The sequence below is a fragment of the Hafnia alvei genome, from assembly GCF_964063325.1.
GTDB lineage: Bacteria > Pseudomonadota > Gammaproteobacteria > Enterobacterales > Enterobacteriaceae > Hafnia > Hafnia alvei_B.
This window is the reverse complement of sequence record NZ_OZ061315.1, coordinates 4,808,130-4,829,581: the sequence shown is the minus strand read 5'-3', so window position 1 is coordinate 4,829,581 and position 21,452 is coordinate 4,808,130. Positions and strand designations below refer to the sequence as shown.

Here is a 21,452-nt window from a genome sequence, read left to right as displayed (position 1 = left end):
ACGATAATGAATATGAAAAAACTGGCAACACTGATCTCCGCTGCGGCTTTAAGTGCAACTCTGAGCGCAAATGCGATGGCGCAAGACACTATCGCGCTGGTGGTATCCACGCTGAATAACCCGTTCTTTGTTTCCATGAAAGACGGCGCGCAAAAAGAAGCTGATAAGTTAGGTTATAAGCTGGTGATTTTGGATTCTCAGAATAACCCGGCGAAAGAACTGGCTAACGTGCAGGACTTAACCGTACGTGGCACCAAGCTGATGCTGATTAACCCAACTGACTCTGATGCGGTAGGCAATGCGATTCTGATGGCTAATCAGGCCAAAATTCCGGTTATTACTCTGGACCGTGCTGCGAATAAAGGCGTTGTGGTAAGCCATATCGCTTCTGATAACACCGCTGGCGGTAAGGCTGCGGGTGAGTTTATCGCGAAGAAACTAGGTGATAATGCCAAAGTTATTCAGTTAGAAGGCATTGCAGGAACGTCTGCCGCACGTGAGCGTGGCGAAGGCTTCAAACAAGCTCAGGAAGAACACAAATTCAACATGCTGGCCAGTCAGCCTGCTGACTTTGACCGTACCAAGGGCCTGAACGTTATGCAGAATTTGCTAACGGCACACCCACAGGTACAAGCGGTGTTTGCACAGAACGATGAAATGGCCTTAGGCGCACTGCGTGCGCTACAAACGGCGGGTAAAGCTGATGTGTTGGTGGTTGGTTTTGACGGCACCGCAGACGGCGTCAAAGCGGTTCAGCGTGGCAAACTAGGTGCAACTGTTGCCCAACAGCCTGAGCAAATTGGCGTGATTGGCGTAGAAACAGCGGATAAAGTATTGAAAGGCGAAAAAGTGCCAGCCAATATTCCTGTTGAGCTGAAACTGGTTACCGAGTAATACAATAGCGCCGCTGCAGGCAATCCTGCGGTGGCGCACATTTAAGGGATTGAGCAAGATGCAAAAAGGCAAATTGGTGGTATTGGGCAGTATTAATGCTGATCATATCCTAAATACCGAGCATTTCCCGCGCCCGGGAGAAACCGTTTTAGGTCAGCAGTATAAAGTGGCTTTTGGTGGTAAAGGGGCGAACCAAGCGGTAGCTGCCGGTCGTAGCGGTGCCGATATTTCCTTTATTGCCTGCGTCGGTCAGGATGACATTGGTGAACGTATTCGCCAGCAGCTCTCTAGCGATAGCATCAATACTCAAGCGATTGAAGCTATTGACGGTGAAACCACCGGCGTCGCGCTGATTTTTGTTAATCAGGAAGGAGAGAACGTGATTGGGATCAGCGCGGGCGCTAACGCCGCGGTAACGCCTGATTACTTATCTAAGCATCAAAAGCTGATTGAAGATGCCGATGCATTGCTCATGCAGCTAGAGTCGCCACTGGAAACGGTTATGGCAGCGGCTCAATTAGCGCGTAAGCATAATACGCAGGTTATTTTGAATCCGGCACCTGCTCGCGAACTGCCTGATGACTTACTTTCTAATATCGATGTCATCACGCCCAATGAGACAGAAGCTGAAAAGTTAACGGGTATCGCGATTAAAGACGATGCGAGCGCTCAGCAGGCCGCCGAAGTTCTACACCAAAAAGGTATTAAGACCGTGTTGATTACCTTGGGCAGTCGAGGCGTATTTTTAAGCCAAAATCAACAAGGCAAAACGATTCCAGGGTTTAAAGTAAAAGCCGTTGATACTATCGCCGCGGGCGATACATTTAATGGTGCTTTAGTAACTGCTTTGCTGGAAGGCACTGAAATTAACGCCGCGGTGCGTTTTGCTCATGCGGCGGCTGCTATCGCTGTGACGCGTGAAGGTGCTCAACCTTCCGTTCCTTGGCGCAAAGAGATCGATTCTTTTCTCCAGTCACACTAAGAGTCGCGGTATTAGGAGTAGCTCTGAGTGACCACCATGAAAGACGTCGCCCGCTTAGCGGGCGTATCAACCTCAACAGTTTCTCATGTCATCAATAACAACCGCTTTGTCAGCGACAGCGTGCGCGACAAAGTGTTGTCTGCGGTACAAGAGCTTAACTACGCCCCTTCTGCATTGGCGCGCAGTTTGAAGCTTAATCAAACTCGAACCATCGGCATGCTGGTGACAACCAGCAATAACCCATTCTTTGCTGAAGTTGTACGCGGCGTTGAGCGCAGCTGTTACGAGCGCGGTTATAGTTTGATTTTATGTAATACCGAAGGCGATTTGGCCCGTATGAATCAGAGTCTTGAAACTCTGCTACAAAAGCGAGTTGATGGGCTATTGATGATGTGTACTGAAAGCTATCGTCCGGCGCGCGAAATGCTGAGCCGATATCCATCGCTGCCCACCGTAATGATGGATTGGGCCGTTTTTGATGGTCCTAATGATGTTATCCAAGATAACTCGTTCCTTGGCGGGAAAATTGCGACACGTCATCTACTAGAGCGTGGATATACCAAGATTGCTTGTATTGCGGGGCCAAAAGATAAAACGCCGGCTTGGGAGCGTTTGGAAGGCTATCGTTATGAAATGCAGCAGGCAGGCATTGCGATCCCTGATGAGTACGTAATATTTAGTGATTTTGAATTTTCTGGCGGTGTTGATGCAATGAATCAACTGCTTGCTCTACCAGAACCGCCACATGCCGTATTCACAGGTAATGATGCCATGGCGGTTGGGGTCTATCAGGCATTGTATCGAGCCGGGCTTAAAGTGGGGTGCGATGTGGCCGTGGTCGGTTACGACGATATTGAGATGTCGCAATACCTTTCTCCGCCGTTAACCACCATTCACCAGCCCAAAGATGAACTAGGTGAATTAGCAGTTGATACGCTTTTGTATCGCCTTATGAATCTTGATCTTGAGCCGCAAACTCTGGTTTTAACACCCGAGTTAATGGTTAGGGATTCTGTTGGGCAGATTTAGCGTCACGGTTTTTTCTACGCAGCTGCGCTTTACGCCCCTTTATAAGGGAATCACCATCGGTAGGGCGCAGCATTAAGAAGATCAGCGCAGAGAGAATAGTCACTACGCCCATGGTAATAAAGGTGTAGTGGAAGTGATCGACGAGTGAACCAAATGATAGAGAGTCATAGAATCTCAATACGGCGGCGCTGAGTGCAACCCCAAAGCTAATTGATAGTTGTTGGGTTACCGCGAGAACACTATTGCCCGCACTGGCATTTTTATCTGTTAAATCGCCCAATGAAATAGTGTTCATTGATGTGAACTGCGTCGACATCACCATCCCTAGTAAGAATAACGGCAAAACCAGCATCCATAATGGCATGTCAGGATCTTGCAGTGAAAACTGAGCAATCATCACCCCAATAATCATCGTTACGCAGACCAACGTTTTACGATAGCCAAATCGACGTAATACACCGGTTACGGTTGATTTAGCAATTATCGAACCTATCGCCGTTGGCGCCATCATGCAGCCAGCAATAATGGCTGAATACCCAAAACCAACCTGCAACATTAATGGCATTAAGAACGGGATACATCCCGTACCCAGTCGGGAAGCAACGTTACCCACGATGCCAATGGAGAATGTCCGAGTTTTAAAGAGTGGTAAATCAATCAGCGGCTGCGGATGGCGGCGAGCATGTAGAACATAGGTAAATAGTAGAGCAACACCGGCAAATAGAATCAGCCACGCATAGATGACCGGCAGTACGTTTTCGCCAAAAAGCTCCATACCGGTAGAGAGACAAACCAGACTTAGCCCAAAAATTAAGAAGCCAATATAATCAAAGCGTCGAGTTGGGGTCTTGAAGTCAGGCATATAGCGGCGGGCGTAAAAAATACCGGCGATACCAATAGGAATATTGATTAGGAATATCCAATGCCAAGTCGCTACGGTGACTAGCCAGCCACCGAGCATCGGCCCGACTACCGGCCCGATAAGCCCTGGCATCGTGACAAAGTTTAAGACTGGCAATAACTCACTGCGAGGGTAGGCGCGTAGTAATGCTAATCGCGCAACCGGCATCATCATTGCGCCGCCAATACCTTGAAGCACGCGTGAGCAGACCAGCATCGTTAGGGAGCCTGATAATGCACACGATAGAGAACCAAGTGAGAACAGAGAAACCGCGAAGATAAAAACTTTGCGGGTACCAAATCTATCTGCAACCCACCCGCTGACGGGGATTAACATCGCAACCGTCAGCGTATAGCTGATAATGGCAGATTGCATGACCAGCGGGGAGCGATCCAAACTACGCGCAATAGAGGGAATAGCTGTATTCAGAATGGTTGCGTCTAAGGCTTGCATGAAAAAAGCCATGGCGGCAATCCAAGGTAAGCCAGCCATACTACGGGCAGTTTTTGTCATAGGTATACCGGTTAGTCGTGTTTTTGTCCTAGCAGAGCCTGACAGGAAATAAATGCATCCATACTGTTTCCTGTCAAAATTGCATCAACAATAGCCTGATGAAGACTGAGCTTTATCACTTCATCACCGGTAATTGCGCGGAAATAGCTTTGGTAAACGGAACTGAATAGGTTAGCGAATGATGTTAGGAAAGGATTCGCACTGGCCTTATAGATAAGCTGGTGGAATTGAACGTCAACTTTGATCCAGCGCTCGCGGTCAAAGCGGTTATTCAATTCGCGCATCTCTTCCATTAATGCATTGAGTTCAGCTTTCTGCTCTTCTGAGGCATGGAGCGCCGCTAATAGGCAGGCCTGTGGTTCCAGTGCATTGCGTAAAACTAAAAAGTGTTCCTTTACATGCTCGAAGTTCTCACGGGTTAGCCACCAAGTTAATAACTCCTGATCTAAGAAGTTCCAGTTACTGCTTGGCATAACGCGAGTACCAATTCTTGGGCGAGGTAATACCATCCCTTTAGCGGCCAGCATTTTTACTGCTTCGCGAACGGCAGTACGGCTGACACCATAAATATCTCCAAGCTCGAGCTCCCCTGGCAGGATGCTGCCTGCCTTATATTCTCCAGAGAGAATACGCTGACCGATCTTTTCTGCTAACAGATAAGAAAGGTTGCGTTGTGCAGCTTGTTGTTGTGCATTGAGTTGCATGGCTTTAGGTCCTATCTGGCATAATTACCCTTGTTTCACTCTTATTTTATCCTACAAAACCTAACTGCAATGTCTTTATTCGGTTAAAAGTGGCGCGTATTTTACGTTTTTTAAGCTTAATGTTGAAATATTATGCATTCAGAAGGTTTTATGAAATAAACACTTGTCACCTGCTGAGAAGTCCCTATAATGCGCCACCACTGACCGGGAATAACGATGCAAACATCGCTTGGCCAGTAAGAAGATTTAATGAGTTATGCAGTTTGTTGAAAAATAAATGCTTGACTCTTTGGGCTAAAAGCGTAGTATACGCAGCCCACGCCAATGAGAACTTATGTTTAATTGGCGTCGCTCTTTAACAATTTATCAGACAATCTGTGTGGGCACTCACAAGACAATATCTAACGTCCTCGGACGATAAAATATTAAAGTCTTGAAGAGTGACCAAGCAGTAATTCATTTAGTGAATTATTACGAAAGTTAATTTTCGAGCATCGCTTAACTTGTTTAAGCAAATCAAGCTTTTAATTGAAGAGTTTGATCATGGCTCAGATTGAACGCTGGCGGCAGGCCTAACACATGCAAGTCGAGCGGTAGCACAAGAGAGCTTGCTCTCTGGGTGACGAGCGGCGGACGGGTGAGTAATGTCTGGGAAACTGCCTGATGGAGGGGGATAACTACTGGAAACGGTAGCTAATACCGCATGACGTCTTCGGACCAAAGTGGGGGACCTTCGGGCCTCACGCCATCAGATGTGCCCAGATGGGATTAGCTAGTAGGTGGGGTAATGGCTCACCTAGGCGACGATCTCTAGCTGGTCTGAGAGGATGACCAGCCACACTGGAACTGAGACACGGTCCAGACTCCTACGGGAGGCAGCAGTGGGGAATATTGCACAATGGGCGCAAGCCTGATGCAGCCATGCCGCGTGTATGAAGAAGGCCTTCGGGTTGTAAAGTACTTTCAGCGAGGAGGAAGGCATTGTGGTTAATAACCGCAGTGATTGACGTTACTCGCAGAAGAAGCACCGGCTAACTCCGTGCCAGCAGCCGCGGTAATACGGAGGGTGCAAGCGTTAATCGGAATTACTGGGCGTAAAGCGCACGCAGGCGGTTGATTAAGTCAGATGTGAAATCCCCGAGCTTAACTTGGGAACTGCATTTGAAACTGGTCAGCTAGAGTCTTGTAGAGGGGGGTAGAATTCCAGGTGTAGCGGTGAAATGCGTAGAGATCTGGAGGAATACCGGTGGCGAAGGCGGCCCCCTGGACAAAGACTGACGCTCAGGTGCGAAAGCGTGGGGAGCAAACAGGATTAGATACCCTGGTAGTCCACGCTGTAAACGATGTCGACTTGGAGGTTGTGCCCTTGAGGCGTGGCTTCCGGAGCTAACGCGTTAAGTCGACCGCCTGGGGAGTACGGCCGCAAGGTTAAAACTCAAATGAATTGACGGGGGCCCGCACAAGCGGTGGAGCATGTGGTTTAATTCGATGCAACGCGAAGAACCTTACCTACTCTTGACATCCAGAGAATTTAGCAGAGATGCTTTAGTGCCTTCGGGAACTCTGAGACAGGTGCTGCATGGCTGTCGTCAGCTCGTGTTGTGAAATGTTGGGTTAAGTCCCGCAACGAGCGCAACCCTTATCCTTTGTTGCCAGCGAGTAATGTCGGGAACTCAAAGGAGACTGCCGGTGATAAACCGGAGGAAGGTGGGGATGACGTCAAGTCATCATGGCCCTTACGAGTAGGGCTACACACGTGCTACAATGGCATATACAAAGAGAAGCGAACTCGCGAGAGCAAGCGGACCTCATAAAGTATGTCGTAGTCCGGATTGGAGTCTGCAACTCGACTCCATGAAGTCGGAATCGCTAGTAATCGTAGATCAGAATGCTACGGTGAATACGTTCCCGGGCCTTGTACACACCGCCCGTCACACCATGGGAGTGGGTTGCAAAAGAAGTAGGTAGCTTAACCTTCGGGAGGGCGCTTACCACTTTGTGATTCATGACTGGGGTGAAGTCGTAACAAGGTAACCGTAGGGGAACCTGCGGTTGGATCACCTCCTTACCTAAAGATAGCGTTAAGTGCAGTGTCCACACAGATTGTCTGATGAAATTAATGAGCAAGAGCACCTGTTGATGTTGTGAGTTTTAAGACTCATGCTGATACGAAACGAGAAAGCGCAAGCTTTGTCGGTATTTTCGTGTCCCCATCGTCTAGAGGCCTAGGACACTGCCCTTTCACGGCTGTAACAGGGGTTCGAATCCCCTTGGGGACGCCATTCCGATAATGAGTGAAAGACATTATCACCTGAATATCTTAAAGATGACTTTATTAAGTCGTGTTTAAGATATTGCTCTTTAACAATCTGGAACAAGCTGAAATTTGAAAGCTTAAGCAACTGTGAGACACACTGACACAGTTTGCATTAAGCAGTCTCTCAATTTTTTGCAATCTTGAATGCTGTCTTGAACCGGTTCGTAACCGTGTTCACTAAAAAGACACCTTCGGGTTGTGAGGTTAAGTGACTAAGCGTACACGGTGGATGCCTAGGCAGTCAGAGGCGATGAAGGACGTGCTAATCTGCGATAAGCGTCGGTAAGCTGATATGAAGCGTTATAACCGACGATTTCCGAATGGGGAAACCCAGTGTGATTCGTCACACTATCGTTAAGTGAATACATAGCTTAACGAAGCGAACCAGGGGAACTGAAACATCTAAGTACCCTGAGGAAAAGAAATCAACCGAGATTCCCCTAGTAGCGGCGAGCGAACGGGGAACAGCCCAGAACCTTAATCAGCGTATGTGTCAGAGGAACGGTCTGGAAAGTCCGGCGATACAGGGTGATAGCCCCGTACTTGAAAATGCATATGTTGTGAGTTCGATGAGTAGGGCGGGACACGTGACATCCTGTCTGAATATGGGGGGACCATCCTCCAAGGCTAAATACTCCTGACTGACCGATAGTGAACCAGTACCGTGAGGGAAAGGCGAAAAGAACCCCGGCGAGGGGAGTGAAATAGAACCTGAAACCGTGTACGTACAAGCAGTGGGAGCCTCTTTTATGGGGTGACTGCGTACCTTTTGTATAATGGGTCAGCGACTTATATTTTGTAGCAAGGTTAACCGAATAGGGGAGCCGTAGGGAAACCGAGTCTTAACTGGGCGTCAAGTTGCAAGGTATAGACCCGAAACCCGGTGATCTAGCCATGGGCAGGTTGAAGGTTGGGTAACACTAACTGGAGGACCGAACCGACTAATGTTGAAAAATTAGCGGATGACTTGTGGCTGGGGGTGAAAGGCCAATCAAACCGGGAGATAGCTGGTTCTCCCCGAAAGCTATTTAGGTAGCGCCTCGTGAACTCATCTTCGGGGGTAGAGCACTGTTTCGACTAGGGGGTCATCCCGACTTACCAACTCGATGCAAACTACGAATACCGAAGAATGTTATCACGGGAGACACACGGCGGGTGCTAACGTCCGTCGTGAAGAGGGAAACAACCCAGACCGCCAGCTAAGGTCCCAAAGTCATAGTTAAGTGGGAAACGATGTGGGAAGGCATAGACAGCCAGGATGTTGGCTTAGAAGCAGCCATCATTTAAAGAAAGCGTAATAGCTCACTGGTCGAGTCGGCCTGCGCGGAAGATGTAACGGGGCTAAACTATGCACCGAAGCTGCGGCAGCGACACTTAGGTGTTGTTGGGTAGGGGAGCGTTCTGTAAGCCGTTGAAGGTGGCCTGTGAGGGTTGCTGGAGGTATCAGAAGTGCGAATGCTGACATAAGTAACGATAAAGCGGGTGAAAAACCCGCTCGCCGGAAGACCAAGGGTTCCTGTCCAACGTTAATCGGGGCAGGGTGAGTCGACCCCTAAGGCGAGGCCGAAAGGCGTAGTCGATGGGAAACAGGTTAATATTCCTGTACTCGGTGTTACTGCGAAGGGGGGACGGAGAAGGCTAGGCTATCCGGGCGACGGTTGTCCCGGTTTAAGCGTGTAGGGGGAAAGCATTGGTAAATCCGTGCTTTTATTAACCCTGAGGCGTGATGACGAGTCACTACGGTGATGAAGTAGTTGATGCCAAGCTTCCAGGAAAAGCCTCTAAGCTCTAGGTAACATTGAATCGTACCCCAAACCGACACAGGTGGTCAGGTAGAGAATACCAAGGCGCTTGAGAGAACTCGGGTGAAGGAACTAGGCAAAATGGTGCCGTAACTTCGGGAGAAGGCACGCTGGCGCGTAGGTGAAGTCCCTTGCGGATGGAGCTGAAGCCAGTCGAAGATACCAGCTGGCTGCAACTGTTTAATAAAAACACAGCACTGTGCAAACACGAAAGTGGACGTATACGGTGTGACGCCTGCCCGGTGCTGGAAGGTTAATTGATGGGGTCAGCCGCAAGGCGAAGCTCTTGATCGAAGCCCCAGTAAACGGCGGCCGTAACTATAACGGTCCTAAGGTAGCGAAATTCCTTGTCGGGTAAGTTCCGACCTGCACGAATGGCGTAATGATGGCCAGGCTGTCTCCACCCGAGACTCAGTGAAATTGAACTCGCTGTGAAGATGCAGTGTACCCGCGGCAAGACGGAAAGACCCCGTGAACCTTTACTATAGCTTGACACTGAACATTGAGCCTTGATGTGTAGGATAGGTGGGAGGCTTTGAAGCGTGGACGCCAGTCTGCGTGGAGCCAACCTTGAAATACCACCCTTTAATGTTTGATGTTCTAACTCCGGTCCCTAATCGGGATTGAGGACAGTGTCTGGTGGGTAGTTTGACTGGGGCGGTCTCCTCCTAAAGAGTAACGGAGGAGCACGAAGGTTAGCTAATCACGGTCGGACATCGTGAGGTTAGTGCAATGGCATAAGCTAGCTTGACTGCGAGAGTGACGGCTCGAGCAGGTACGAAAGTAGGTCATAGTGATCCGGTGGTTCTGAATGGAAGGGCCATCGCTCAACGGATAAAAGGTACTCCGGGGATAACAGGCTGATACCGCCCAAGAGTTCATATCGACGGCGGTGTTTGGCACCTCGATGTCGGCTCATCACATCCTGGGGCTGAAGTAGGTCCCAAGGGTATGGCTGTTCGCCATTTAAAGTGGTACGCGAGCTGGGTTTAGAACGTCGTGAGACAGTTCGGTCCCTATCTGCCGTGGGCGTTGGAAGATTGAGAGGGGCTGCTCCTAGTACGAGAGGACCGGAGTGGACGCATCACTGGTGTTCGGGTTGTCATGCCAATGGCATTGCCCGGTAGCTAAATGCGGAAAAGATAAGCGCTGAAAGCATCTAAGCGCGAAACTTGCCTCGAGATGAGTCTTCCCTGAGACCTTGAGTCTCCTAAAGGAACGTTTAAGACTAAGACGTTGATAGGCTGGGTGTGTAAGCGTAGCGATACGTTGAGCTAACCAGTACTAATGATCCGTGAGGCTTAACCTTACAACACCAAAGGTGTTTTAAGACGCAGAGACGCGAAAACACAAAGAGTAGGCTTGTGAACAGATTGGTTTGTATGGCTAGCTGTAGAAATACAGAGAGCGGTACAAATAACAGAATATGCCTGGCGGCGATAGCGCGGTGGTCCCACCTGACCCCATGCCGAACTCAGAAGTGAAACGCCGTAGCGCCGATGGTAGTGTGGGGTCTCCCCATGCGAGAGTAGGGAACTGCCAGGCTTTAAATCAAGTAAAGAACCTCAGTCGAAAGACTGGGGTTTTTTGCTATGGGGAATTTGAGTAAATCATTCTCTATTAACCATGAAAAATGTTTTCGCAGCGTAGCTGCTACATGAGAATGTTATTTATCTGGTTATATATTCCCCAATTAGATCAAATTAAGCACCACACTTCTAATTACTTTATTTCTCTTCATTACCCTCCTTACTTATTTTTCCCTCAATTGTTCTTAGATCAAGCGCAAGTTCTGCTATAAGCCAAATTACATCCGACCCCGAGTCTCTTATTTTTTTGGTGATAAACGATTTTAAAATCGATCTAACCAATAATAAAATCAAAGCTTGAATATGTTTTTCTACCTCTATGTTTATATCTGTAAATACGACAATAGCTGTAGCACAGGCCATTTCTGCGTAATATTTATTCAGAGACTGTCGTTTTTTAAACTTAATGATGAAATATTATGCACTCAGAAAGTTTTATGAAATAAACACTTGTCACCTGCTGAGAAGTCCCTATAATGCGCCACCACTGACCGGGAACAACGACGCAAACGTCGCTCGGTGAGGAAGAGAAAAGCATCGCAGTAATGCGAATTTCTGAAAAGAAAAAAGCTTGACTCTTCAGGAGGAAAGCGTAATATGCACCTCCCGAGTTGCTGGAACGAATGTTCGCAATTCGCTGCTCTTTAACAATTTATCAGACAATCTGTGTGGGCACTCACAAGACAATATCTAACGTCCTCGGACGATAAAATATTAAAGTCTTGAAGAGTGACCAAGCAGTAATTCATTTAGTTGAATTATTACGAAAGTTAATTTTCGAGCATCGCTTAACTTGTTTAAGCAAATCAAGCTTTTAATTGAAGAGTTTGATCATGGCTCAGATTGAACGCTGGCGGCAGGCCTAACACATGCAAGTCGAGCGGTAGCACAAGAGAGCTTGCTCTCTGGGTGACGAGCGGCGGACGGGTGAGTAATGTCTGGGAAACTGCCTGATGGAGGGGGATAACTACTGGAAACGGTAGCTAATACCGCATGATGTCTTCGGACCAAAGTGGGGGACCTTCGGGCCTCACGCCATCAGATGTGCCCAGATGGGATTAGCTAGTAGGTGGGGTAATGGCTCACCTAGGCGACGATCTCTAGCTGGTCTGAGAGGATGACCAGCCACACTGGAACTGAGACACGGTCCAGACTCCTACGGGAGGCAGCAGTGGGGAATATTGCACAATGGGCGCAAGCCTGATGCAGCCATGCCGCGTGTATGAAGAAGGCCTTCGGGTTGTAAAGTACTTTCAGCGAGGAGGAAGGCATTGTGGTTAATAACCACAGTGATTGACGTTACTCGCAGAAGAAGCACCGGCTAACTCCGTGCCAGCAGCCGCGGTAATACGGAGGGTGCAAGCGTTAATCGGAATTACTGGGCGTAAAGCGCACGCAGGCGGTTGATTAAGTCAGATGTGAAATCCCCGAGCTTAACTTGGGAACTGCATTTGAAACTGGTCAGCTAGAGTCTTGTAGAGGGGGGTAGAATTCCAGGTGTAGCGGTGAAATGCGTAGAGATCTGGAGGAATACCGGTGGCGAAGGCGGCCCCCTGGACAAAGACTGACGCTCAGGTGCGAAAGCGTGGGGAGCAAACAGGATTAGATACCCTGGTAGTCCACGCTGTAAACGATGTCGACTTGGAGGTTGTGCCCTTGAGGCGTGGCTTCCGGAGCTAACGCGTTAAGTCGACCGCCTGGGGAGTACGGCCGCAAGGTTAAAACTCAAATGAATTGACGGGGGCCCGCACAAGCGGTGGAGCATGTGGTTTAATTCGATGCAACGCGAAGAACCTTACCTACTCTTGACATCCAGAGAATTTAGCAGAGATGCTTTAGTGCCTTCGGGAACTCTGAGACAGGTGCTGCATGGCTGTCGTCAGCTCGTGTTGTGAAATGTTGGGTTAAGTCCCGCAACGAGCGCAACCCTTATCCTTTGTTGCCAGCGAGTAATGTCGGGAACTCAAAGGAGACTGCCGGTGATAAACCGGAGGAAGGTGGGGATGACGTCAAGTCATCATGGCCCTTACGAGTAGGGCTACACACGTGCTACAATGGCATATACAAAGAGAAGCGAACTCGCGAGAGCAAGCGGACCTCATAAAGTATGTCGTAGTCCGGATTGGAGTCTGCAACTCGACTCCATGAAGTCGGAATCGCTAGTAATCGTAGATCAGAATGCTACGGTGAATACGTTCCCGGGCCTTGTACACACCGCCCGTCACACCATGGGAGTGGGTTGCAAAAGAAGTAGGTAGCTTAACCTTCGGGAGGGCGCTTACCACTTTGTGATTCATGACTGGGGTGAAGTCGTAACAAGGTAACCGTAGGGGAACCTGCGGTTGGATCACCTCCTTACCTAAAGATAGCGTTAAGTGCAGTGTCCACACAGATTGTCTGATGAAGAATAACGAGCAGAATACCTTTATATAGGCTTGTAGCTCAGGTGGTTAGAGCGCACCCCTGATAAGGGTGAGGTCGGTGGTTCAAGTCCACTCAGGCCTACCAAATTCTTACTCATACTGCGTTGTCGTCACGCCTCGTTTGCAACAGCAAACTTTGCATGACTCCGCCTTGTCTGAGAAAGAATTAAACTCTTCTATGAGTGGTAATGTATAAAGGTAAACTGTTGACTGTATGGGGTTATAGCTCAGCTGGGAGAGCGCCTGCCTTGCACGCAGGAGGTCTGCGGTTCGATCCCGCATAGCTCCACCATTACTTTTGTTTACGATAAATAATAAGTATTCAGTCTCAAAAACATACTTCAGAGTGTATTGGAAACAGTATGCTGCGAAGTATTTTGCTCTTTAACAATCTGGAACAAGCTGAAATTTGAAAGCTTAAGCAACTGTGAGACACACTGACACAGTTTGTATTAAGCAGTCTCTCAATTTTTTGCAATCTTGAATGCTGTCTTGAACCGGTTCGTAACCGCGTTCACTAAAAAGACACCTTCGGGTTGTGAGGTTAAGTGACTAAGCGTACACGGTGGATGCCTAGGCAGTCAGAGGCGATGAAGGACGTGCTAATCTGCGATAAGCGTCGGTAAGCTGATATGAAGCGTTATAACCGACGATTTCCGAATGGGGAAACCCAGTGTGATTCGTCACACTATCGTTAAGTGAATACATAGCTTAACGAAGCGAACCAGGGGAACTGAAACATCTAAGTACCCTGAGGAAAAGAAATCAACCGAGATTCCCCTAGTAGCGGCGAGCGAACGGGGAACAGCCCAGAACCTTAATCAGCGTATGTGTCAGAGGAACGGTCTGGAAAGTCCGGCGATACAGGGTGATAGCCCCGTACTTGAAAATGCATATGTTGTGAGTTCGATGAGTAGGGCGGGACACGTGACATCCTGTCTGAATATGGGGGGACCATCCTCCAAGGCTAAATACTCCTGACTGACCGATAGTGAACCAGTACCGTGAGGGAAAGGCGAAAAGAACCCCGGCGAGGGGAGTGAAATAGAACCTGAAACCGTGTACGTACAAGCAGTGGGAGCCTCTTTTATGGGGTGACTGCGTACCTTTTGTATAATGGGTCAGCGACTTATATTTTGTAGCAAGGTTAACCGAATAGGGGAGCCGTAGGGAAACCGAGTCTTAACTGGGCGTCAAGTTGCAAGGTATAGACCCGAAACCCGGTGATCTAGCCATGGGCAGGTTGAAGGTTGGGTAACACTAACTGGAGGACCGAACCGACTAATGTTGAAAAATTAGCGGATGACTTGTGGCTGGGGGTGAAAGGCCAATCAAACCGGGAGATAGCTGGTTCTCCCCGAAAGCTATTTAGGTAGCGCCTCGTGAACTCATCTTCGGGGGTAGAGCACTGTTTCGACTAGGGGGTCATCCCGACTTACCAACTCGATGCAAACTACGAATACCGAAGAATGTTATCACGGGAGACACACGGCGGGTGCTAACGTCCGTCGTGAAGAGGGAAACAACCCAGACCGCCAGCTAAGGTCCCAAAGTCATAGTTAAGTGGGAAACGATGTGGGAAGGCATAGACAGCCAGGATGTTGGCTTAGAAGCAGCCATCATTTAAAGAAAGCGTAATAGCTCACTGGTCGAGTCGGCCTGCGCGGAAGATGTAACGGGGCTAAACTATGCACCGAAGCTGCGGCAGCGACACTTAGGTGTTGTTGGGTAGGGGAGCGTTCTGTAAGCCGTTGAAGGTGGCCTGTGAGGGTTGCTGGAGGTATCAGAAGTGCGAATGCTGACATAAGTAACGATAAAGCGGGTGAAAAACCCGCTCGCCGGAAGACCAAGGGTTCCTGTCCAACGTTAATCGGGGCAGGGTGAGTCGACCCCTAAGGCGAGGCCGAAAGGCGTAGTCGATGGGAAACAGGTTAATATTCCTGTACTCGGTGTTACTGCGAAGGGGGGACGGAGAAGGCTAGGCTATCCGGGCGACGGTTGTCCCGGTTTAAGCGTGTAGGGGGAAAGCATTGGTAAATCCGTGCTTTTATTAACCCTGAGGCGTGATGACGAGCCACTACGGTGGTGAAGTAGTTGATGCCAAGCTTCCAGGAAAAGCCTCTAAGCTCTAGGTAACATTGAATCGTACCCCAAACCGACACAGGTGGTCAGGTAGAGAATACCAAGGCGCTTGAGAGAACTCGGGTGAAGGAACTAGGCAAAATGGTGCCGTAACTTCGGGAGAAGGCACGCTGGCGCGTAGGTGAAGTCCCTTGCGGATGGAGCTGAAGCCAGTCGAAGATACCAGCTGGCTGCAACTGTTTAATAAAAACACAGCACTGTGCAAACACGAAAGTGGACGTATACGGTGTGACGCCTGCCCGGTGCTGGAAGGTTAATTGATGGGGTCAGCCGCAAGGCGAAGCTCTTGATCGAAGCCCCAGTAAACGGCGGCCGTAACTATAACGGTCCTAAGGTAGCGAAATTCCTTGTCGGGTAAGTTCCGACCTGCACGAATGGCGTAATGATGGCCAGGCTGTCTCCACCCGAGACTCAGTGAAATTGAACTCGCTGTGAAGATGCAGTGTACCCGCGGCAAGACGGAAAGACCCCGTGAACCTTTACTATAGCTTGACACTGAACATTGAGCCTTGATGTGTAGGATAGGTGGGAGGCTTTGAAGCGTGGACGCCAGTCTGCGTGGAGCCAACCTTGAAATACCACCCTTTAATGTTTGATGTTCTAACTCCGGTCCCTAATCGGGATTGAGGACAGTGTCTGGTGGGTAGTTTGACTGGGGCGGTCTCCTCCTAAAGAGTAACGGAGGAGCACGAAGGTTAGCTAATCACGGTCGGACATCGTGAGGTTAGTGCAATGGCATAAGCTAGCTTGACTGCGAGAGTGACGGCTCGAGCAGGTACGAAAGTAGGTCATAGTGATCCGGTGGTTCTGAATGGAAGGGCCATCGCTCAACGGATAAAAGGTACTCCGGGGATAACAGGCTGATACCGCCCAAGAGTTCATATCGACGGCGGTGTTTGGCACCTCGATGTCGGCTCATCACATCCTGGGGCTGAAGTAGGTCCCAAGGGTATGGCTGTTCGCCATTTAAAGTGGTACGCGAGCTGGGTTTAGAACGTCGTGAGACAGTTCGGTCCCTATCTGCCGTGGGCGTTGGAAGATTGAGAGGGGCTGCTCCTAGTACGAGAGGACCGGAGTGGACGCATCACTGGTGTTCGGGTTGTCATGCCAATGGCATTGCCCGGTAGCTAAATGCGGAAAAGATAAGCGCTGAAAGCATCTAAGCGCGAAACTTGCCTCGAGATGAGTCTTCCCTGAGACCTTGAGTCTCCTAAAGGAACGTTTAAGACTAAGACGTTGATAGGCTGGGTGTGTAAGCGTAGCGATACGTTGAGCTAACCAGTACTAATGATCCGTGAGGCTTAACCTTACAACACCAAAGGTGTTTTAAGACGCAGAGACGCGAAAACACAAAGAGTAGGCTTGTGAACAGATTGGTTTGTATGGCTAGCTGTAGAAATACAGAGAGCGGTACAAATAACAGAATATGCCTGGCGGCGATAGCGCGGTGGTCCCACCTGACCCCATGCCGAACTCAGAAGTGAAACGCCGTAGCGCCGATGGTAGTGTGGGGTCTCCCCATGCGAGAGTAGGGAACTGCCAGGCTTTAAATCAAGTAAAGAACCTCAGTCGAAAGACTGGGGTTTTTTGCTATGGGAATTTGAAAATTTTATCAAATAAATAACCGCTAACGCGGCTATTTATTATTTTGTGTAGATCGATCTTACTGCTTTTCTAACCACTCTTCGATGAAATCTGCAATGTGTCCGATGTTATTAATATCTAACATAGGGATATTGCAGCTGATGTCTCCATCGCTTGCCAGCATCACCACGTGATCGTCAATTATTCCAGCAAAAGGCTTCCCAACTGATTCACGATATAACGCGATCTTAGGAATAGGTTCATGCTTAAAGCCTTCAACCAAAATAAGGTTGCAGCGCGAGGGATCGATCTTCGAAGCCAGAAATTGCAAATCTAGCGGCTCTTCTTCTGGCGTTTCCGTCATCAGCGCCCATCGTTTATCACTTGCCACCAAGGTTTGCTCTGCTCCTGCTTTACGGAGCTCATAGCTATCTTTTCCCGGTGTATCAATATCCATATCATGGTGTGTGTGCTTAATAAGCGCGATCCTTATCCCTTTAGCATTCAGCAGCGGAATAAGCTTCTTCAATAATGTTGTTTTTCCTGTCCCGCTATAAGCGGCTATACCAAGCAAAGGTATGTTGTTCTTCATTTTTGTTCCTTTAGCTTCTGCTCGTAGCGCAAACACTCTTCGTATGTATTGAAATTAATAAAGCACTCTTCTTTGGGATACGTAACTCTTTGGGCTTCAAATTGTTCTAAAAATATCATTAATTTACGCTCGCCTCGTTCAAGATAATTCATCAGAGGTGAAATAAGGGAGCGGTGCAATAGCACAATTGTTGGATGTGCTCTGCTTCCATCAAATATGTATGCGGCCATTTTGTCTGCTTTAGATGTCCATAGGTGATGCACAATATCTGTTGGAATAAAAGGAACATCACATGGAGCAAACACAACCCATTCATGTTGGCTTTGTTGTAAGCCGCTTAGCATTCCTGCTAATGGTCCGGGATAATCATTAAGAACATCGGGGAATACGCTTAGCCCTGAACGTTGGTAAGTTGATATATTACGATTAGCATTGATGGACAGCCTTGTTACCTGGGGTGCCAGCGTTTCCTGCACATATTGATAGAGAGGCTTGCCATTGAGTAGAACGAGGCCTTTATCATTACCGCCCATTCTAGAGGCTCTTCCTCCAGCTAGAATTACGCCTTCGATGTCATGCATACAGGGTCTCTCTCTGTAACTAATAGCGTATTGTAACGTGCCTGCACCATACTTTCCTGCGCGTGTAATAGTTTGTAAAAAGTGAATGTTATACGTGCAGGGGCTATCTTTGGTAAATTAAGACTGATAATTTGTCTGCCCATTAAGCATCAGGGAGAAATACACAATGAAATGCCATCGCGTTAATGAACTTATTGAACTGATCCATCCAGCTTGGCAACAAGAACCTGATTTAAATCTGGTCCAATTTTTACAAAAACTTGCCGATGAAGCAGGATTTAAAGGCAATTTAGCTGACCTGACCGACGATATTCTCATTTATCACCTCAAGATGCGTAATAGCGCCAACACTGAAGTTATCCCTGGTCTAAAGAAAGACTACGAGGAAGACTTTAAGACCGCTATTCTGCGCGCTAGAGGCGTAATTAAAGACTAATTTCAGACAAGATAGCGCATAAACAGCGCGGTAGGTCGATTTGATAATGTTATCATCTTGGTTTATTGCGCGAGTTCTGGCCTGACTATGACTAACCCAACTTTCAGTTTTCAAACACTTACGCCAGATCTTATTCTCGATGCTATCGAGAGTACGGGGATCCGTATTGATTCAGGTTTAACCGAACTCAATAGCTATGAGAACCGCGTCTTTCAACTGATGGATGAAGATCGTCAGCGTTACGTTGCGAAGTTCTACCGTCCAGAAAGATGGTCAGATAGCCAAATCGGCGAGGAACATAGCTTTGCTCGAGAGCTTCATGATAGCGAGATCCCTGTTGTCGCGCCGTTATCATTAAATGGGCAAACGCTTCATCATTTTGCTGGTTATGCATTTACCCTGTTTCCAAGCGTGGGCGGCCGCGCATATGAAATCGACAATGACGATCAGCTTGAATGGGTTGGGCGTTATATGGCGCGTATCCATCAAGTTGGTCAGCAGAAGCTCTTTACCGAGCGACCAACCATGGGGTTAGATGAGTATCTCTATCAGCCAAGAGCGGTTTTAGAGCGTACTTCATTAATACCCATAAAGCTTAAGCCTGCGTTTCTTGCTTCTTTAGATTCATTGATTTCGGAAGTTGAGCAGTATTGGACGACCGACTGGTCGCCGGTACGACTACATGGTGATTGCCATCCCGGCAATATTCTATGGCGAGATGGCCCGCTGTTTGTTGACTTAGATGACGCGCGCAATGGTCCTGCGATCCAAGATTTATGGATGCTATTGCACGGTGAGCGCCAAGAGCAGCTTATCCAACTGGATATTTTGCTTGAAGCTTATGGCGAATTTGCTGATTTTGACTCTCAGCAGCTAAAACTAATAGAGCCTCTGCGTGCTATGCGTATGGTGCACTATTTGGCATGGGTTGCCCGTCGTTGGCAAGATCCTGCCTTTCCAAAGAGTTTTCCGTGGATGACCGATGAGAGTTTCTGGTTGAGACAAACATCTGCCTTCATGGAGCAGGTTAGGCTGTTACAAGCACCACCGTTGCAGCTAATGCCGATGTATTAAATCAAAAAACTTAAGACGATGGAGAAGTTCGCATGAAAAAGATTTGGTTGGCGTTAGTTGGGATCGCAATGGCATTTGGTGCCTCTGCGGCTCAATTTTCTGAAGGCGATCAGTATGTGAAGCTAGATAAAAGCATCACTAATGAGCCACAGGTTTTAGAGTTTTTCTCATTCTACTGCCCGCATTGCTATGAGTTCGAAGAGGTTTACCACGTTTCTGATGCAGTACGCAAAGGCCTGCCAGAAGGCGTGAAAATGACCAAGTATCACGTCGAATTCTTAGGTCCATTGGGCAAGCAGTTAACTCAAGCATGGGCTGTTGCAATGGCTCTGGGTGTTGAAGATAAAATCACTCAGCCAATGTTTGAAGCTGTGCAGAAAACTCAAAGCGTACAGAGCCCTGAAGATATCCGTAACGTCTTCATTAAAGCGGGCGTTAGCGCTGCAGATTACGATGGCGCGTTGAACAGCTTCGTAGTGAAATCCTTGGTTGTACAACAAGAGAAAGCGGCTGAAGATCTACAACTGCGTGGCGTTCCTGCTATCTTCGTTAATGGCAAATATATGGTCAAAAACGATGGGCTGGATACCAGCTCAATGGATTCCTACGTTCAGCAATTCTCTCACGTTGTAAATTTCCTACTGAAACAGAAATAATCCGACGTTTGTCTCAGTAATAAAAAACCGGGCTTTTGCCCGGTTTTTTATTTATGTGGTGCTGCGTACACCTTTTTAAGGTGATCGATAAGCCGATCTTTTTGCAGCCAAAGATTGTTCAACCAGAGCTGGAAGTGTCGTTTAAAGGCCTTATCGTTGAAATAGTCGCCGTGCATTTCCGCTGTGATAGGCAATGTTTCTACTCGGACGACAATTTTCTTCATTCGGCCACAGAGTAGATCTAAGAATGGACTGTGATTATTGTCGGGGTAGACCAGCGTAATATTCAATACACGATCAAACTGATTGCCCAATGCGCTAAGAGTGAATGCGATGCCTGCTGCTTTTGGGGGAAGCAAATTTCGATAAGGGGAGTGTGTTTTTACTCGTTTTTCTTCAGTGCTTCGCGAGCCTTCGACAAAATTAACAATAGTAGTTGGGCGCAGGCGAAATTTTTCGCAGGAACGACGTGTGGTTGCAATATCTTTGCCGCGCAATTCAGGATGCTTAAATAAATAGCTGCGTGAATAGCGTTTCATAAACGGCATATCCAGCGCCCAGCAGGCTAAGCCAACAAAGGGAACCCAAGCAAGCTGTTGCTTTAAAAAATACTTATTCATGGGAATGTGATTGCGCAATAGTACGCAGAGCACGACGATATCGGTCCAGCTTTTATGATTGCTGATGACCAAATACCAATTGTCTTTGCTCAGACCTTCTAAACCGTCTATCTCCCACTTTAAACCAACGTTAAGCTTCATCAGTATCGATAAACCTTGGCACCAGCACCACATCATGAAATCAGCGAAGCTTGAGATATAACGCCAAATAAAAGGGATGGGGAGGAGTAGTTTCATGATGCCAGCGATCGTAATTGGTATAGAACATAAAACTGTCACGAGGATGGTCAACGCCGTGGTTAACACAAATAGGATGGGTGATAGAACCAAGGCAATCAACGTAGGCATTAGCTTATTCGTGTAATAGCATTTGAGGAATCAAAGCGCGATTTTACCAGAAGGCTTATTGAACAACAGCATTTCGCCAGATATATGAAAGATAAATTCAAAAGTATTAGCGTAGTTGATTATTTAGACTAATCTGTATGGGTGCTAGCAGTAATATGAAAATAACGGTGACTAATTGAAATATTATCCACATCGCGAGGGTGTTGGCTATTTTATGTTCTGTTAGAGATTTTTACGTGTAAGTTATTTAAAAGACTAATGAAAT

At 48.0% G+C, this 21,452-nt stretch carries 11 protein-coding genes, 3 tRNA genes and 6 rRNA genes; 15 read left to right on the top strand and 5 right to left on the bottom strand.

Going from position 1 to position 21,452, the window contains the following annotated elements; translation table 11 throughout:
- Nucleotides 1–6 precede the first annotated feature (6 nt).
- From rbsB to rbsR, 3 genes are read left to right on the top strand one after another with little or no spacing between them, the layout of a single operon-like run.
- On the top strand, nucleotides 7–894 hold the full coding sequence (gene rbsB / locus AB3Y96_RS22380; RefSeq protein ID WP_072308125.1) for a ribose ABC transporter substrate-binding protein RbsB: 888 nt from the start codon (nucleotides 7–9) through the stop codon (nucleotides 892–894).
- A gap of 58 nt (nucleotides 895–952) precedes the next feature.
- Nucleotides 953–1,876: a ribokinase gene (gene rbsK, locus AB3Y96_RS22375; RefSeq protein WP_072308124.1), complete on the top strand. Its 924-nt coding sequence runs from the start codon at nucleotides 953–955 to the stop codon at nucleotides 1,874–1,876.
- Between the two features lie 27 nt (nucleotides 1,877–1,903).
- Nucleotides 1,904–2,905 (top strand): ribose operon transcriptional repressor RbsR, encoded by a 1,002-nt coding sequence (gene rbsR / locus AB3Y96_RS22370; RefSeq protein WP_072308123.1) that lies wholly within the window; start codon nucleotides 1,904–1,906, stop codon nucleotides 2,903–2,905.
- On the opposite strand, the gene mdtD is transcribed toward rbsR, so the two are convergent.
- Nucleotides 2,880–4,319, bottom strand: a complete 1,440-nt coding sequence (mdtD, locus tag AB3Y96_RS22365; protein ID WP_367300245.1) for a multidrug transporter subunit MdtD — start codon at nucleotides 4,317–4,319, stop codon at nucleotides 2,880–2,882. The genes rbsR and mdtD overlap by 26 nt on opposite strands.
- Before the next feature lie 11 nt (nucleotides 4,320–4,330).
- Nucleotides 4,331–5,023: a FadR/GntR family transcriptional regulator gene (locus tag AB3Y96_RS22360; RefSeq protein ID WP_072308121.1), complete on the bottom strand. Its 693-nt coding sequence runs from the start codon at nucleotides 5,021–5,023 to the stop codon at nucleotides 4,331–4,333.
- A gap of 525 nt (nucleotides 5,024–5,548) precedes the next feature.
- On the opposite strand from AB3Y96_RS22360, the gene AB3Y96_RS22355 reads away from it, so the two are divergent.
- From AB3Y96_RS22355 to rrf (AB3Y96_RS22315), 9 genes are all read left to right on the top strand, one after another.
- A 16S ribosomal RNA gene (locus AB3Y96_RS22355) occupies nucleotides 5,549–7,091 on the top strand.
- A gap of 138 nt (nucleotides 7,092–7,229) precedes the next feature.
- A tRNA-Glu gene (locus tag AB3Y96_RS22350) sits at nucleotides 7,230–7,305 on the top strand.
- A 237-nt stretch (nucleotides 7,306–7,542) separates the two neighbouring features.
- A 23S ribosomal RNA gene (locus AB3Y96_RS22345) occupies nucleotides 7,543–10,451 on the top strand.
- A 120-nt stretch (nucleotides 10,452–10,571) separates the two neighbouring features.
- Nucleotides 10,572–10,687: ribosomal RNA gene (rrf, locus tag AB3Y96_RS22340) — 5S ribosomal RNA — on the top strand.
- Nucleotides 10,688–11,546: 859 nt separating this feature from the next.
- A 16S ribosomal RNA gene (locus tag AB3Y96_RS22335) occupies nucleotides 11,547–13,089 on the top strand.
- 73 nt (nucleotides 13,090–13,162) lie between these two features.
- Nucleotides 13,163–13,239 (top strand) — tRNA-Ile (locus AB3Y96_RS22330).
- A 131-nt stretch (nucleotides 13,240–13,370) separates the two neighbouring features.
- Nucleotides 13,371–13,446, top strand: a tRNA-Ala gene (locus tag AB3Y96_RS22325).
- Between the two features lie 250 nt (nucleotides 13,447–13,696).
- A 23S ribosomal RNA gene (locus tag AB3Y96_RS22320) occupies nucleotides 13,697–16,605 on the top strand.
- A 120-nt stretch (nucleotides 16,606–16,725) separates the two neighbouring features.
- A 5S ribosomal RNA gene (rrf, locus tag AB3Y96_RS22315) occupies nucleotides 16,726–16,841 on the top strand.
- The 16S, 23S and 5S rRNA genes sit together here with 3 tRNA genes alongside, the layout of an rRNA operon.
- A gap of 118 nt (nucleotides 16,842–16,959) precedes the next feature.
- Here the strand turns inward: rrf (AB3Y96_RS22315) and mobB are convergent.
- Together mobB and mobA are read right to left on the bottom strand one after the other, a co-directional pair.
- Nucleotides 16,960–17,472 carry a molybdopterin-guanine dinucleotide biosynthesis protein MobB gene (mobB, locus tag AB3Y96_RS22310; RefSeq protein ID WP_367300244.1) on the bottom strand — a complete coding sequence of 171 codons (513 nt, stop codon included), beginning with the start codon at nucleotides 17,470–17,472 and terminating at the stop codon, nucleotides 16,960–16,962.
- A complete protein-coding gene (gene mobA / locus AB3Y96_RS22305; protein ID WP_367300243.1) occupies nucleotides 17,469–18,053 on the bottom strand; it encodes a molybdenum cofactor guanylyltransferase MobA in 585 nt (194 codons plus the stop codon). The genes mobB and mobA overlap by 4 nt, the downstream gene beginning before the upstream one ends.
- A gap of 166 nt (nucleotides 18,054–18,219) precedes the next feature.
- Here mobA and AB3Y96_RS22300 point away from each other — a divergent pair, with 166 nt between their 5' ends.
- The 3 genes from AB3Y96_RS22300 (at nucleotide 18,220) to dsbA (ending at nucleotide 20,219) form a co-directional block, all read left to right on the top strand.
- Complete coding sequence (locus AB3Y96_RS22300) at nucleotides 18,220–18,489, top strand: YihD family protein (RefSeq protein ID WP_367300242.1); 270 nt, start codon at nucleotides 18,220–18,222, stop codon at nucleotides 18,487–18,489.
- A gap of 87 nt (nucleotides 18,490–18,576) precedes the next feature.
- Nucleotides 18,577–19,563: a serine/threonine protein kinase gene (locus AB3Y96_RS22295; RefSeq protein WP_367300241.1), complete on the top strand. Its 987-nt coding sequence runs from the start codon at nucleotides 18,577–18,579 to the stop codon at nucleotides 19,561–19,563.
- A gap of 32 nt (nucleotides 19,564–19,595) precedes the next feature.
- Nucleotides 19,596–20,219: a thiol:disulfide interchange protein DsbA gene (dsbA, locus tag AB3Y96_RS22290; protein ID WP_040044562.1), complete on the top strand. Its 624-nt coding sequence runs from the start codon at nucleotides 19,596–19,598 to the stop codon at nucleotides 20,217–20,219.
- Between the two features lie 47 nt (nucleotides 20,220–20,266).
- On the opposite strand, the gene AB3Y96_RS22285 is transcribed toward dsbA, so the two are convergent.
- A complete protein-coding gene (locus tag AB3Y96_RS22285) occupies nucleotides 20,267–21,187 on the bottom strand; it encodes an acyltransferase (protein WP_367300240.1) in 921 nt (306 codons plus the stop codon).
- Nucleotides 21,188–21,452 lie beyond the last annotated feature (265 nt).

Bases quoted from the DNA above. Each gene is read 5' to 3' on its own strand.
- rbsB (WP_072308125.1), top strand. From the start codon at position 7: ATGAATATGAAAAAACTGGCAACACTGATCTCCGCTGCGGCTTTAAGT.
- rbsK (WP_072308124.1), top strand. From the start codon at position 953: ATGCAAAAAGGCAAATTGGTGGTATTGGGCAGTATTAATGCTGATCAT.
- mdtD (WP_367300245.1), bottom strand. From the start codon at position 4,319: ATGACAAAAACTGCCCGTAGTATGGCTGGCTTACCTTGGATTGCCGCC.
- AB3Y96_RS22360 (WP_072308121.1), bottom strand. From the start codon at position 5,023: ATGCAACTCAATGCACAACAACAAGCTGCACAACGCAACCTTTCTTAT.
- mobB (WP_367300244.1), bottom strand. From the start codon at position 17,472: ATGAAGAACAACATACCTTTGCTTGGTATAGCCGCTTATAGCGGGACA.
- mobA (WP_367300243.1), bottom strand. From the start codon at position 18,053: ATGCATGACATCGAAGGCGTAATTCTAGCTGGAGGAAGAGCCTCTAGA.
- AB3Y96_RS22300 (WP_367300242.1), top strand. From the start codon at position 18,220: ATGAAATGCCATCGCGTTAATGAACTTATTGAACTGATCCATCCAGCT.
- AB3Y96_RS22295 (WP_367300241.1), top strand. From the start codon at position 18,577: ATGACTAACCCAACTTTCAGTTTTCAAACACTTACGCCAGATCTTATT.
- dsbA (WP_040044562.1), top strand. From the start codon at position 19,596: ATGAAAAAGATTTGGTTGGCGTTAGTTGGGATCGCAATGGCATTTGGT.
- AB3Y96_RS22285 (WP_367300240.1), bottom strand. From the start codon at position 21,187: ATGCCTACGTTGATTGCCTTGGTTCTATCACCCATCCTATTTGTGTTA.